At 51.7% G+C, this 14002-nt stretch carries 12 protein-coding genes; 8 read left to right on the plus strand and 4 right to left on the minus strand.

Annotated elements, in window-relative coordinates:
- The first annotated feature begins 103 nt into the window (after positions 1–103).
- The 6 genes from ettA to GX659_04245 are packed head-to-tail and all read left to right on the plus strand — an operon-like array spanning position 104 to position 7413.
- The gene (gene ettA, locus GX659_04220; GenBank protein ID NLD27994.1) at positions 104–1801 is read left to right on the plus strand and encodes an energy-dependent translational throttle protein EttA; all 1698 of its coding nucleotides are present in this window, start codon (positions 104–106) and stop codon (positions 1799–1801) included.
- Positions 1794–3212, plus strand: coding sequence for an MATE family efflux transporter (locus tag GX659_04225; protein NLD27995.1), 1419 nt, complete (start codon positions 1794–1796; stop codon positions 3210–3212). Before ettA ends, GX659_04225 begins: the two co-directional genes overlap by 8 nt.
- Positions 3213–3971, plus strand: coding sequence for a biotin--[acetyl-CoA-carboxylase] ligase (locus GX659_04230; protein NLD27996.1), 759 nt, complete (start codon positions 3213–3215; stop codon positions 3969–3971).
- 17 nt (positions 3972–3988) lie between these two features.
- On the plus strand, positions 3989–4216 hold the full coding sequence (locus GX659_04235) for a hypothetical protein (protein ID NLD27997.1): 228 nt from the start codon (positions 3989–3991) through the stop codon (positions 4214–4216).
- A gap of 35 nt (positions 4217–4251) precedes the next feature.
- Positions 4252–6027 (plus strand): sodium-extruding oxaloacetate decarboxylase subunit alpha, encoded by a 1776-nt coding sequence (gene oadA, locus GX659_04240; GenBank protein ID NLD27998.1) that lies wholly within the window; start codon positions 4252–4254, stop codon positions 6025–6027.
- A 30-nt stretch (positions 6028–6057) separates the two neighbouring features.
- Positions 6058–7413 carry a sodium ion-translocating decarboxylase subunit beta gene (locus tag GX659_04245; GenBank protein ID NLD27999.1) on the plus strand — a complete coding sequence of 452 codons (1356 nt, stop codon included), beginning with the start codon at positions 6058–6060 and terminating at the stop codon, positions 7411–7413.
- Between the two features lie 24 nt (positions 7414–7437).
- Here GX659_04245 and GX659_04250 read toward each other — a convergent pair whose 3' ends face one another.
- Together GX659_04250 and GX659_04255 are read right to left on the minus strand one after the other, a co-directional pair.
- Positions 7438–7995 carry a biotin transporter BioY gene (locus GX659_04250; GenBank protein ID NLD28000.1) on the minus strand — a complete coding sequence of 186 codons (558 nt, stop codon included), beginning with the start codon at positions 7993–7995 and terminating at the stop codon, positions 7438–7440.
- Between the two features lie 89 nt (positions 7996–8084).
- On the minus strand, positions 8085–9356 hold the full coding sequence (locus GX659_04255; protein ID NLD28001.1) for a serine dehydratase subunit alpha family protein: 1272 nt from the start codon (positions 9354–9356) through the stop codon (positions 8085–8087).
- A gap of 330 nt (positions 9357–9686) precedes the next feature.
- Between GX659_04255 and GX659_04260 the strand changes: the two genes are divergently transcribed.
- Together GX659_04260 and GX659_04265 are read left to right on the plus strand one after the other, a co-directional pair.
- Positions 9687–9890: a cold-shock protein gene (locus GX659_04260; protein NLD28002.1), complete on the plus strand. Its 204-nt coding sequence runs from the start codon at positions 9687–9689 to the stop codon at positions 9888–9890.
- A 439-nt stretch (positions 9891–10329) separates the two neighbouring features.
- Entirely contained in the window at positions 10330–11364 is a 1035-nt protein-coding gene (locus GX659_04265; protein NLD28003.1) for a class II fructose-1,6-bisphosphate aldolase, read from the plus strand.
- Positions 11365–11520: 156 nt separating this feature from the next.
- On the opposite strand, the gene GX659_04270 is transcribed toward GX659_04265, so the two are convergent.
- Positions 11521–12657 (minus strand): type III PLP-dependent enzyme, encoded by a 1137-nt coding sequence (locus GX659_04270; protein ID NLD28004.1) that lies wholly within the window; start codon positions 12655–12657, stop codon positions 11521–11523.
- Positions 12658–12686: 29 nt separating this feature from the next.
- Positions 12687–13871, minus strand: coding sequence for a deoxyhypusine synthase (locus GX659_04275; protein ID NLD28005.1), 1185 nt, complete (start codon positions 13869–13871; stop codon positions 12687–12689).
- Positions 13872–14002 lie beyond the last annotated feature (131 nt).

Below are 14002 nucleotides of genomic sequence, written 5' to 3' on the forward strand. Positions count from 1 at the left end.
TCACGAGTCGCCAGTCACGGTTGTTGCGGGGGTCCATTTCAGATTGGAAAGAATCGAGAAGGGAGTTGCTTTTATCGCCTGACTTAACTAATGGTGCCGCCCTATGGCAAACCAGGAAAACGAACAGCATAAGATAATTTTTTCCATGCACAAGGTGAGCAGGGTGCATCCACCGAAAAAACAGGTTTTGAGGGATATCTCGCTTGGTTTTTATTATGGCGCCAAGATAGGGGTCCTCGGATTGAACGGGTCTGGGAAGAGCTCGCTACTCAGGATCATCGCCGGTCTGGACAGCGATTACAGCGGCGACATCTATTTCGCCAGCGACTACAGCGTGGGCTTCCTCGAGCAGGAACCCAATCTCGATCCGAAAAAGACCGTAAAGGAGATCGTTTCGGAGGGGGTTCAGGATATCGTCGATGCGCTCAAGGAGTTCGAAGAGATAAATAATTCCTTCGCCAATCCGATGTCGGATGAGGAGATGGAAAAGCTTCTCGCCAGGCAGGCCCGTGTTCAGGAAAAGCTGGATAACTCCGGTGCGTGGGAGCTTGACAGCAGGCTCGCCCTGGCGATGGATTCACTGCGCTGTCCGCCGGACGATGCGCTCATCGAGACTCTATCGGGAGGTGAAAAGCGACGTGTAGCGCTTTGCCGCCTTCTTTTGCAGGAACCTGATATCTTGCTCCTCGACGAACCGACAAACCACCTCGATGCCGAATCGGTCTGGTGGCTCGAGCGCCATCTACAGCAGTACAAGGGGACCGTGATCGCGGTGACGCATGACAGATATTTTCTGGATAATGTCGCGGGGTGGATTCTGGAGCTCGACCGCGGATACGGAATACCTTGGAAGGGGAATTATTCCTCATGGTTGGAGCAGAAGGAAAATCGCCTGGCGAACGAGGAGAAGGCGGACAGGAAGCGCATTAAAACGCTGGAGCGCGAGCTGGAATGGATACGCCAGTCTCCGTCGGCGCGCCGCGCGAAATCAAAGGCCCGCATTACAAATTACGAAAATCTCCTCCAGCAGGATCGAAACAGGCTTGACGATGAAATCGAGATCTACATTCCTCCCGGGCCTCGCCTTGGCGAAGTGGTGATAGAAGCGCGAGGAGTGTCGAAGTCATACGGCGACCGCCTTCTTTTTGAGAATATGAACTTCTTACTTCCACAGGGCGGAATCGTAGGTGTCATCGGCCCGAACGGGGCTGGAAAGACAACGCTGTTCAGGATGATAATGGGTTTGGAAAAACCGGACTCCGGGACATTCAAGATCGGTGATACGGTAAAGCTCGGGTACGTGAATCAGGACCGTTTTTCACCGGACGACAGCAGAAGCGTGTGGGAATGCATCTCCGGAGGTTCGGAGGTCATCACGCTGGGCCAGAGGGAGGTTCCGTCGCGCGCCTACGTGGCGAGATTCAACTTTTCCGGATCCGATCAACAGAAACAGATATCGCTCCTCTCCGGCGGCGAGAGAAACCGCGTGCATCTGGCGATGACGCTCAAGGATGCAGGCAACGTTCTACTTCTTGATGAGCCCACAAACGACCTCGATGTGCACACTCTGCGCGCATTGGAAGTAGCTCTCGAGAATTACGCCGGTTGCGCAGTCGTGATAAGCCACGACCGCTGGTTTTTGGATCGTATCGCTACCCATATACTGGCTTTCGAAGGGGATTCCAAAGTTACATGGTTCGAGGGAAATTTTGCAGAATACGAGGCCGACCGGCTTAGTCGCCTCGGTGATGCCGCCAAGAGCGTCCATCGAATCAAATACAAGAAGATGACTCGTGATTAGAACAATACACAAACCGGGCGGAATGAGAGAGATGATAGCCATCGCAATTCCGATGGTCGTCGCCATGGCCTGCGATACAGTCATGACATTCACCGACAGGGTTTTTCTGTCGCGCCTTGGCCCCGAGATTATGAACGCAGCGCTTGGAGGAGGTATTGCCTCCTTCATGATATCCACCTTCTTTACAGGGCTCGTAGGGTACTCCACAGCTCTGGTGGCGCAGTACCTGGGCGCCGGACGAAAGAATTTTTGTGCCAGAGTTGTCGCCCAAGCGCTTTTTATCATTGCAGTTGGATATCCTCTGATAATTCTCTGCAGACCATTTGCGCATTTTCTTTTCGAACGATCCGGAATATCGTTTGAGCAGCTCATTCCTCAGAAACTCTACTTCAATATACTAATCTTTGGATCTGTCATCGGGCTTTTGCGCATGAGCCTCTCCTCATTTTTTTCCGGAATAGGTCGTACGCGCGTGGTCATGATAGCTGCATTTGCTTCGATGGTAGCCAACATATTTTTTAACTACGTTCTGATCTATGGGAAGCTGGGTCTGCCTGCGATGGGGATCGCAGGGGCCGCATACGGAACAATTCTGGGCGGCTGCCTAGGTTTGATCGTTCTGGCAGCTGCGTATTTCAGAAAAAATAATAGAGAGGAATTTTCGGTAGCAGGATCGGCGAGGTTCGATCGGGAGGTCATGTATAAACTTTTGCGCTACGGATACCCCGCGGGACTTGAGATGTTTCTCAAGATTTTTGCCTTCAATGCCATCGTGATGTTGTTTCAGTCGCATAGCGCCATGACAGCAACGGCAGTGAGTATAATGTTCAACTGGGACATGGTTTCATTTATTCCGCTGATCGGAATAGGTATTGGGGTTACGAGTCTGGTGGGCAGGGCGATGGGATCCGGCAGGCCTGAGCTTGCCGCCGCCTCGGTTATTTCTGGGCTCAAGCTCGGATCGATCTATTCGGCTATAATACTGCTTCTGTTCGTAGGGCTGCCTGATATCTTGGTTGGTGTCTTCAGGCCCTCCGCTGGTGATATCGGAACATTTGTCGAAGCTGCGCCGCTCGCCATCTTCATGATAAGGGTCGCTTCGCTTTATGTCATGGTAAATGCAGTCATAATAGTTTTTATAAGTGCGCTCAGAGGCGCGGGAGACACATTCTGGGCGATGTGCCTTACGGTCGGTGTTCACTGGGTGATAGTTGCATCGTTGTTCCTGATGCTCAATCTCTCCGGGGCCTCTCCCAAGTCAGCATGGGTAGTTTTTACGTGCGTATTCATAGTATTTTCGTTCGTAGTTTACGCTCGATATAGAGGTGGCAAGTGGAGGGATATCAAGCTTGTCGCTCAGAAGGCCGTGCTTCAGCCGTCGGATTATTTCCACGAGCAGATGGAGATTTGAATGGGTTTGTGTACGAGGCCAGTTAAATATATCCATTTCGAAGAAATTTCATCCACCCACATCTACGCGATGGCAAATGGCGCTTTCCTGTCGGATTTTACAGTTATAACGGCAGACCACCAAAGCGATGGACGCGGGCGCTTGGGGAGAAAGTGGATATCTTCCGCTGGCGACTCACTTCTCGCATCTGTTCTGCTCAAGCCGTCTATAACGTTGCAAGAGGCCTCGCTTCTCACTCCTGTTTTATCGGTTGCGATTTGCGAGTATCTGGATGAATTTGATTTGGCCTGTTCGATACGCTGGCCCAACGATGTCATGGTCGGTGAGCGAAAGATCGCGGGCATTTTATCCGAGGCCTCTTACAGCGACAAACTGGAATTCGTAGTCGCCAGCTTTGGGTTGAACGTCAGGCAGAAAGAGGGGGCTCTTGCTTTGATAGACCGCCCTGCGACATCGATATATTCGGAGAAAGGAAGGCTGCTCGATCCTAAATCCCTATGTAGTCCGATGATATCGCATTTTGCATCGCTGTACTTCGACTTTTTAAAATCCGGCGCAGACTCATTTTTCAACCGATGGGAGAAGAGGATGTCTATGATCGGGCGGGAAGTGTCGATTGATACGGGCAAGGAGAGGATAGATGGAAAGGTGTTGAAATTTTATAAAAATGGTTCTATCGAGGTTCGCGACTTGGGAGGGGTTTCTCATCGTTTTCATGCTGGCGAGATTTTAAGGGTAGGCCCGCGCGGCCGAGTTTAATTGGGTCGGAGGATTATATGATCATGGATGGCGTTACGATCACGTTAATCGGGATGCTTATAGTTTTCGTAATTTTGATATTTATAATTGGCGCGGTCAACCTATCCTCCTGGATCATCAGGCGGATCGAGGGACCGGCTCCTGCAGCATCTCTCCCGCCCTCTGGCGTTGGCGGGGCTAGAAACAACTCAGGCGTTGTTGCTGCGATATCCGCGGCGGTTGCGAGATTTCGAAAAGGGAAATAGCTCATGACAGTCATGCTTCACTAGAGAGGTGGCAGATGGAGTCTTCGAAAAAGAAAATTGGGATAACGGAAGTGGCGCTCAGGGATGCGCACCAGTCGCTTCTGGCCACGCGAATGCGCACAGACGACATGATTTCAATCGCGTCGATGATGGATCGCGTCGGATATTGGTCGGTCGAATGCTGGGGTGGCGCGACCTTCGATTCATGCGTGAGATTTTTGTGTGAGGACCCGTGGGAGAGAATCAGAAAGCTCAAGGATGCGATGCCCAATACGCGCTTGCAGATGCTGTTGCGAGGACAGAATCTGCTTGGCTACCGCCACTACGCCGATGATGTTGTCGATAAATTTGTCGAGCGGGCCGCAGCCAACGGGGTCGATGTTTTCCGTGTCTTTGACGCCCTAAACGATACCAGGAACCTTTCCAGATCGATAACCGCAGTGAAAGCCGCAGGGAAGCACGCGCAGGGGGCGATTTCCTACACCACCAGCCCTGTTCATACTAACGAGATCTTTGTTGAGCTCGGCGTCGAGCTGGAGTCGATGGGATGTGATTCGATTTGCATCAAGGATATGGCTGGGCTGATCACCCCTGCTGCAGCGCGCGATCTGATTACCGCTCTCAAGAAGAGAGTGAGAATTCCAGTGTCGCTTCACAGCCACGCCACGACGGGAATGGCTACAACAGCGCTTTACGAGGCAATACTTGCTGGGTGCGACATGATAGATACGGCGATATCTTCGCTGAGCCTCGGCACATCACATCCTCCGACTGAAACGCTCGTCGCGATGCTTTCAGGCAGCCGATACGACGTCGGGCTTGGCCTTGATTTGCTCAATGAAATTGCCGACCATTTTCGAAAGACGCGCAAGAGCTATTCCGCGTTCGAAAGTTCTTTTTCAGGGGCCGATACGCGCATACTGATCAGTCAGATACCTGGGGGCATGCTTTCCAACCTCGAGAACCAGCTCAAACAGCAAAACGCCATAGACAGGATGAACGACGTGATGAATGAAATCCCGCGCGTCAGGAAGGAGCTCGGTTATCCGCCTCTGGTTACGCCGACTTCCCAGATAGTCGGCACGCAGGCCGTGCTAAACGTGCTTCAGGGGGAGCGCTATAAGACGATAACGGCCGAGACGAAAGCCATACTCGGCGGTTATTATGGAAGGACGCCGGCTCCGGTGGATCCTGAAATTCAAAAAAAGGCGATAGGGGATGAAGAGCCGATCGTGTGCCGACCCGCCGACTTGATTCCTCCCGAGATGGAAAAACTTTCAAAGGAGACAGAGGGAAAGGCGCAGAACATAGAGGATGTGCTTACGTACGCGCTTTTTCCCAAGGTAGCGCTCGATTTTTTTGACGCTCGTAAAAATGGACCTGCCAAGCCTGCTTCAAGTGAAGCGCCTTCAGGACCCTCGACCGAGAAGGCGGCTCTATCTCAAGAGCCGAAGGGGAGATCCGGTATCTACAAGGTCAAGGTGGATGGTGTTGCGTATCGCGTCGTCGTAGAGGAGGGGGAGGGGAGCGTGATTGAAATTGCCCCTACCACCCATACTCATGCCGTCACGGAAGGGGTGGTTGAACAGGACAGCGTCACGGTTGTCGATGCTCCGCTGGCCGGGCGAGTCCTTCGTTTTCTGAAGGGGGCGGGGGATAAAGTCGCCGTAGCGGAAACCGTGCTGGTGATCGAGGCGATGAAGATGGAGACTGAAATAAAGGCTGCTGAGGCCGGTGTTTTCGAAAGATATTTTGTTTCCGAAGGGGCGGACTTTGCTCAAGGTCAGCCGCTTTATTCGATCAGGAAATAAATTGCGCGTAGTCGATACGGAGATAAAAATATGAATACCAGGATAACCGTCGTTTTCTTTCTGTTTCTCTCCATTCTTTTGGCTGTTCCGAGTTTTTCGTGGGCCGAGGATTTCGGAAATTCCGAAACCGTTGCATCTACGGCGCAAGAGGCGTCATCGAAAAGCTCATTCGACACATGGACGGTGATCGAGAGGCTCTACAAGAGCACCGGAATATATCAGTTCATATACAGAAAGGTCGGCGATCCGGAGCCGGCGAGCATGCTCATCCCACAGGTCGTAGAAGATTATCCAACTGCATCCGGCTGGATGAAGCTCGTAATGATAGCGGTGGGATGCCTCCTCCTGTATCTTGCGATAGTAAAAAAATTCGAGCCCCTGCTTCTTTTGCCGATAGGGTTTGGGACGATACTTACCAACATACCCATGGGGGGAATCGCACAGGAAGGCGGGTTGCTCAAATATTTCTTCGATATCGGTATTGCCACCGAGGTCTGTCCTTTGCTGATTTTTCTTGGTATCGGCGCGCTGACGGATTTCGGCCCCCTTATCGCGAATCCCAAGACCGCTCTTTTGGGGGCAGCCGCCCAGATAGGAGTCTTCGGGGCGCTTATCGGGGCGCTTCTTCTGACCAAATACGCAGGATTTAATTTTTCATTACAGGATGCGTGTTCCATAGGTATTATCGGCGGGGCGGACGGGCCGACCTCGATATTTCTATCCAGCCAACTTTCGCCGAATTTGATGGGAGCGATAGCGGTGGCGGCGTATTCATATATGGCGCTCGTTCCGCTGATTCAGCCGCCGATAATGCGACTGCTGACGAACGAGAAGGAGCGCATGGTCGTGATGGAGCAGCTTCGCCCGGTTTCGCGTGCCGAAAAGATAATTTTCCCTCTCATCATATTGTTCTCATGTATACTCCTGCTTCCTACGGCGGCTCCCCTTATGGGGTTGCTCGCGTTTGGAAATCTGCTGCGCGAGTCGGGCGTCGTGGAGAGGCTCTCCAAGACGGCTCAGAATGAGATGATAAACCTGGTAACCATCGTACTGGGGCTCGGCGTCTCCACCAAGCTTTCTGCAGAGAGATTTCTAAGAGTTGAGACCCTCGGCATTATAGTGCTTGGGCTTGTTGCTTTCGCACTTTCAACGGCCGGAGGAGTTATATTCGGGAAAATAATGTGCAAGTTCACAGGGGGGAAAGTCAATCCGTTGATAGGCGCTGCGGGAGTCTCCGCTGTTCCCATGGCCGCGCGTGTCGCGGCTGTCGAGGGACAGCGCGCCAACCCGACCAATTATCTCCTCATGCACGCGATGGGGCCCAACGTCGCCGGAGTTATAGGCACGGCGATCGCCGCAGGCGTTCTCTTGGCTGTTTTTAAATAAAATCTGAAATTTAGGGCGATGCTTCTACTGCAATAACCTGCTGACCTTGGAAGCCCCGATCGAAGCTGCGATAGCCTTGATTATGTCCCCGGCCATGAATGGATATGCGCCCATTGCGATCGCCATCTGCCAGCCGGATCCTGATGCGAGTTTTAGATGGGTCACTCCTGCTATGTATATGGACAGAGTCGCTGCGATATAGATGGCGGCCCTGACGACCGGAGTAGCCTTTTTTGCCGGAGCGAAACCGACTATTCCAGCGGCGATGGCAAACCCCAGAAGATATCCTCCAGAGGGCCCCATGAGATGGGCCAGGCCGCTTTCTCCGGCAAAGAACGGTGCGCCAGCGATTCCCAGGACCAGATACCACCCCACCATCTCGAGCGCGTAGAAACGTCCGAGGATTCCAGCCCCTGCGAGCAGAACGAATGTCTGAAGCGTGAATGGAACAGGGGTCCCCGGGAGCGGGATTCTGACTAGGGCGGAAAAACCCAGCAGCACGGCAAATGCGAGGCTTGCTGCCGACATGACGAGCGTCCTGCGAATGCTTGTTGAACCGAGAAGTGCGTTTTGGATGTTCATTTTTAGGCTCCGTTGTTTAGAGCAGGTATCTATACGTCTCTGGCTGATATTGTCAAATCTTCCGGTGCTGTTGATGCTCTATGCCGTTTTTATTTTTTCTTTCTTCTTTCTCTTTTCGACTCCATGATTTTCAGGATCTCTTTGTCGGCGCTGATCATCCCATTGATAGCGATGCGCCCCATGTTGACCAGAGATGCAGTTCCATCACCTCCGACTATTCCGTCCTCTTCAGGAATTCCTATTCCGCTCAAGGCGAGGGTTGCCGCTCTGAATGCAGCGTCGACGCTGGTCATGGTTTTTAGCGCGCAACCTATCTTTGCGCCGTCGCAGATCATTCCGGTTATGTTGCCGACCATGTTGTTGATGGCGAATGAGATCTCCTTTTCAGAGCCGCCTTTTATATAGACCATGGCGCATGCCAGCCCTATTCCGGCTGCGTTTGAACAGCCGCAGACGGCCGACAGGGTTCCCAGGCTAGAGGTGGTTTTGGATGTGAACAGAAGCGATATGGCCAGCCCCTCTTCTATCACGCGCGGGGGGACCTTCCATTTCTCTTCCAGAAGCAGGATCGGTACCGTGGATACGATCCCTTTGTTGCCTGATCCCGATATCGACATGACGGGATAATCCTCACCCCACATCCTCGCATAGACTCCTGCGCAGACGATGCTCGATATTCCAGTTAGGGCCTCTCCTCTGAATAGTTCAAAAAAAGATTTTGGAAATAGAGAGAGGCCGTGTTTTGCGATCCTGAGATTCATCTCCGCGCCATTGCGAAGGATGGCTCGGTCGCTTTGAGAGATCCCCTTTGCCAGCCGGATTATCTTTTTAGGCGAAAGCGTTTCAGCCCACTTTCTGGCGCCAGCATTGGAAGTTTTGCATTTGACGGGTTTTCCGGAAAATACCTTTTTGCCGGACGAGTGGATCGATCTCAGATTTGTGTGTGTTTTTTCTATAACGGCCCGCGCGTTTTTTCCATTTTCAGAAAATACTGTGAAGTCGATATGAAGGTCTTTTTTCTTCCGGTCTATTTGTATTTTTACGGAGTTCGATTTTACAAGCGATGCCGCCTTCTTCAGAACTTTGTCGTCGATTCCCCTGAAGCAGATGAGGCCGTCTTCGTAATTCTTTAGAAAAGCACCTATGGCGGCCGCCCATGTGATGCCGGTTTTATGGCCGCTGTGAGGTATTCCTGCGGCATAGCAGTTTTTGTACATCTTCGGATCGACGATGAGTTTGATGGATGATGGCTCGCCCTGCAGGTGTTTTGCCGCGGTCATCCCCGCGAAGGCGATCGATGCCGGTTCGGTGCAGCCTAGCGCCTGCACCCATTCTTCCCTCAGGAATTTTGTGAAGTTCATGCGTCACTAATTACATCCAGAAGGGAAATGAGACAAGGGGAAAGGTGTGAGGTGTAAGTTTCGGCGCAGGATTGTAAGTAGTTGTTATATAAATATTTTATATGAAGATCCCCAGTCCGTCCTTGGCTCGGGATGTGGACTCCATGCTCCTGACGGAAAATTTTGCTTCCATCCTTCTCTCAATTCATATACAAGCTCGCGCTACAATGATCGATCGTTTGAAGCGCAGGGAACACCGTAATATTACGGTTTGCCGCATACCGTGAGAGATCGATATTCGGTTTTGCGCTTCCGGCTTCCGGCGACGGCAACAGAAAGGAATGGTATTGTATGGCAAGAGGAACAGTGAAGTGGTTCAGGGACGAGAAGGGTTTCGGTTTTATCACTCCCGAGGATGGTGGCGAAGATCTCTTCGTGCACTTCTCCGCTATTCAGGGCGAAGGCTTCAAATCCCTGAAAGAGGGGCAGGCAGTCGAGTTTGAAGTTACAAAAGGTCCGAAGGGGTTGCAGGCTTCAAACGTCCGTACCGCTTAACGCTGGCTGATATCTCAAAATCTGAAATCCCCGGTTCGAAAGAATCGGGGGTTTTCTTTTTGCGCGAAACTAAACGTTGATGATTCGAAGTGAAAATTTAGAATGCAAACTGGAGCTCGTTCATGAATCCTTGCGTTTTGAATGAATTCGGACATTTTTGCTCTCCTTTTCCGATTGTAATTATATCGAATTTTAAATTTCAACCCGACGCGGGCATGAGAAACATAGGCCAGATCAGAATACAAATCTAATGACGAGGTTCTGGAAGAGCCTCTGTCGTCACTTTGAATAATTCAAGCGGTCAATAATACCAATAATTTTAATATTTTGAGCCGAGGAATATTTTTGGCTTGTTAAAACGATCTCTTCCTAATATCGAGACGGCTCATTATTCGGGCGTTATCGGCCCTGACAACTTTTGCGAAAGGGAGGATCGTTTATGGTTTCTTACAAGGAGCTCGGCCTGGTGAATTCTCGCGAAATCTTTGAAAGGGCGCTCAAAGAGGGCTTCGCGGTCCCTGCCTACAATTTCAACAATATGGAACAGCTGCAGGCTATAATCACCGCCTGCGTAGAGACGCGTTCGCCGGTGATCCTTCAGGTCTCCAGCGGTGCCCGTAAATACGCCAATCAGACGCTGCTTCGCTATATGGCGCAGGGTGCGGTTCAGATGGCGCGCGAGATGGAAAAGTCTTTCGGCTGCGACAAACAGATTCCGATCGTGCTCCACCTCGACCATGGCGATACCTTCGAACTTTGCAAATCCTGCATCGATACCGGTTTCTCATCCGTTATGATAGACGGATCGCATCATCCCTACGACAAGAATGTGGAGCTGACCAGGCAGGTTGTCGAGTATGCTCATAAGCACGATGTGACGGTCGAAGGTGAGCTTGGCGTGCTTGCCGGCATCGAGGATGATGTCGTTGCAGAGCATTCTACCTATACGCAGCCGGAAGAGGTCGTCGATTTTGTCAGCAAGACCGGCGTCGATTCGCTCGCTATTTCCATCGGTACTTCTCATGGCGCGAACAAATTCAAGCCGGCTCAGTGTACTCGAGCTGCCGATGGCACCTTGATTCCGCCGCCCCTTCGCTTCGATATACTGTCTGCGATAGAAAAACAGATTCCCGGTTTTTCCATCGTGCTTCACGGCTCTTCCAGCGTTCCGAAGGAAGCCGTGGAAACTATCAACAAGTTTGGTGGAGCTCTCAAGGATTCTATTGGAATTCCGGAGGAACAGCTTCGACAGGCGGCGAAATCTGCAGTTTGCAAGATCAACATCGATTCCGACGGCAGGCTCGTGATGACCGCTGCTATCCGCAAATGTTTTGTTGAAAACCCTGCGGAATTCGATCCGCGCAAGTATTTGGGCCCCGCCCGCGCAGCGCTGATCGAGATGTATAAGGAGAAAAACCGCAACGTGCTGGGATCAGCCGGGCGCTATGGCGCGGAAGTAGCCTCGAAGAAATGATTTCATTTGAACTATGACTCAATGAAAAGTCCCCCTTGCGAAGAGGGGGACTTTTGTTTTTTCCCAGTCACGGTTGTTGCGGGATCACGCGGTGTTGGTAAGGATAAAACCTAATCCAATATTTTAGGATGTTTTTTCATGGTCTTTCACAAAGTGTTAGAGTCTGTTTATGTGCACTATCTTCGCTCCGTCCATGCCGTTGAAACGGGTTGAAGAGGCGATGCTGTAGGCACCGATGTTCTCGGTATAGAGGCGTTCTCCGATCTTCAGATCGGATGGAAGCTGCTCTGCCAGCGAGACCTTGTCGAAGCTGTCGCAGGTGGGTCCTACCACCGCGCAGAGTTCTTCCGGTCCTTCGCGGAAGGCTTTGAAATTCGGAACCCAGTGGTCGAACACCACTCCGGAAAAGGTATGATAGACGCCATCGTTTATATGGTAGAAGACCTTGCCGTCGCGCCTGGCCTTGCCGATGATTTCCGAAACGAGAGTCGCAGCGGTGCCGACCATGAATCGCCCCGGTTCTGCTATGATTTCGACATCCTTTGGAAAGAGCCTGTCGCACTCCGAGTTGATTATCTCGGCTAGTTTTTCGAAGTGCGGGACCTGTGCGTCGTATGCCGCAGGAAAACCGCCGCCGAGATCCAGGATTTTCAAATGGTAGCCCTTGTTTCTGGAATCGTTCATCAGCTTAGCGGAAATCTCAAGTGCGGCGATGTAGTTGTCGAAGTTCAGACACTGGCTGCCCACGTGAAAACTAAGCCCCTCTACAACGAGCCCCAGATCGAATGCCTCTTTGATGAGCGATGCCGACTCCGATGGATCGGCGCCGAACTTGGAGCCCATCTCGACCTGAGAACCGATATCCGGAACTCTTAACCTCAGCACTACGCCGGCTGTGTTGCAGTATTCGCGGATCTTCATAAGCTCGTCGCGATTGTCGTAGGTCATCAGCGGCTTGTAGTGTTTGATCTTCTTCAGCGTCGGGATGTCCTTTATAGTGTTCGAGAAGATGATCTTGTCCCAGACATAGAAATCTTTATCCTTTTCATCTAAAGAATTGATGTACTCGTAAACCTGCATGAACTCGTTGTACGATGCCACGTCAAAGCTGGCTCCTTCATGAAAGAGCGTCTTGATTATCTCCTGATTGGAATTTGCCTTTACCGCGTAGTAGGCCTGCACCCTGGGGAGGTGCTTCTTGAAGTTCCTGTAGCTCTGGCGGATCTTTTCGTGATCGATGATGAAGAGCGGCGTTCCGTGTTCGTCCGCGAGCTTTTGCAGATTTTCTTTCATCTTTTTATTCCTCCGTGTGAGGCAAAGATCTATTCGCCGAGTTTTTTAATGAGGCCTCTCAAATGTTCGACCTCTTTGTTGTTCTCAAGATATGACTTGATGAGCTTTTGCCTTAACTCGTCGCCGCGGTCGTAGAGCCGCTTCAACTTCTTGGGCGAGGTGGTTTGAATCGTGTAGGCCACGAGAAGAGGGAAGGCGAGGGTCACATCCAAATACGCCGTGACGGTTTCATCGAGCTGAGTTGGATCGATCTTTCCCCAACTCGCCGCTTCCGATGGCGGAGCGCCAGAAAGACCGCCGGTATCGGGGCGCGCGTCGGTTATGTTGATGTCGTAGTCCTGCCCGGCCTCAGGTATCATGAGAACTTCCTGGATCTGCGGTTCTGTCTGCAGCATGAAATTCTTCGGGCTTCCTCCGCCGACAAGGATTACGCCGGTCTTTCCCTTTTCATACTGTTTCGCATTGAGGATGATGGCGGTGGAGTCGTTGACGTCGATGCTGGGGTTGATCTTCAATTTAAAGTGATCAGTGAGACCGGATGCCTCGGCGAGCAGCTCGACGCCGGCGACGTTCATGCCGATTGTGGAGTCGCCGGGCGATGACGTGAATACCGGTATGCCGTTTCTGTAGGCCGCCGCAACTATGCTGACCTGACCGGTATTATTTTTGCGTTCGCACTCGTCCAACACCTTTCCGAGGTGGTGGTAGAATTCACGCGTCCCCATCTCTTTTTGAAATTCAGGGCGGACGAGTATTTCGCGGAGTTTGCGATCGGTCTCCATCAGGATGTCTTCGTAATCGAAAAGGATGTCATAGATTCTAGTCACCCCCTTGTCCCTCAGGTCGGCATCGTTAACGTTATGGCTGCCGCGGAAGAGGGGGAGGTTGAAGGCGTAGTGTATGTCGTGGTACATGTTAGCGCCGGTTGCGGATATCCAGTCAACGAAGCCGTGGTTCATGAGCGGAATTACAGCAGATGGCCCGAGCCCTGCCGGCGTTAGCGCCCCGGCGAGGCTAAGACCCACCGTGACTTCATCCTTGGAATACCTGTCGCGCATCAGATGGCATGCGGCGCGTAACCTACCGCCATTGTAGGCGTCGAGATTGTCGATGACGCTTACTATGCTGCTGTTTTTCGAGATCGCCTCCGGCAAAATCCTCTTGCCGGAGAGATATTTGGCCTTGCCGGGACAGCATTTATTGTTGTGACCCATCGAAATTCTCCGATTCCTTGTAAAGTTTAGGGAGGGTGTATAGTGATACCCCGGCTGTAAAACAAGCTAAAATTTAGTTCCGGCCGAGGAGTTTTGAGGGTGAGATTCCTGCCTTTACGGAGGCGAAAGTC

It is taken from the genome of Myxococcales bacterium (assembly GCA_012513515.1).
Taxonomy (GTDB): Bacteria; UBA10199; UBA10199; order 2-02-FULL-44-16; family JAAZCA01; genus JAAZCA01.

Coding starts and splice junctions, on each gene's coding strand:
- ettA (NLD27994.1), top strand. CDS start 104: ATGGCAAACCAGGAAAACGAACAGCATAAGATAATTTTTTCCATGCAC.
- GX659_04230 (NLD27996.1), top strand. CDS start 3,213: ATGGGTTTGTGTACGAGGCCAGTTAAATATATCCATTTCGAAGAAATT.
- GX659_04235 (NLD27997.1), top strand. CDS start 3,989: ATGATCATGGATGGCGTTACGATCACGTTAATCGGGATGCTTATAGTT.
- oadA (NLD27998.1), top strand. CDS start 4,252: ATGGAGTCTTCGAAAAAGAAAATTGGGATAACGGAAGTGGCGCTCAGG.
- GX659_04245 (NLD27999.1), top strand. CDS start 6,058: ATGAATACCAGGATAACCGTCGTTTTCTTTCTGTTTCTCTCCATTCTT.
- GX659_04250 (NLD28000.1), bottom strand. CDS start 7,995: ATGAACATCCAAAACGCACTTCTCGGTTCAACAAGCATTCGCAGGACG.
- GX659_04255 (NLD28001.1), bottom strand. CDS start 9,356: ATGAACTTCACAAAATTCCTGAGGGAAGAATGGGTGCAGGCGCTAGGC.
- GX659_04260 (NLD28002.1), top strand. CDS start 9,687: ATGGCAAGAGGAACAGTGAAGTGGTTCAGGGACGAGAAGGGTTTCGGT.
- GX659_04265 (NLD28003.1), top strand. CDS start 10,330: ATGGTTTCTTACAAGGAGCTCGGCCTGGTGAATTCTCGCGAAATCTTT.
- GX659_04270 (NLD28004.1), bottom strand. CDS start 12,657: ATGAAAGAAAATCTGCAAAAGCTCGCGGACGAACACGGAACGCCGCTC.
- GX659_04275 (NLD28005.1), bottom strand. CDS start 13,871: ATGGGTCACAACAATAAATGCTGTCCCGGCAAGGCCAAATATCTCTCC.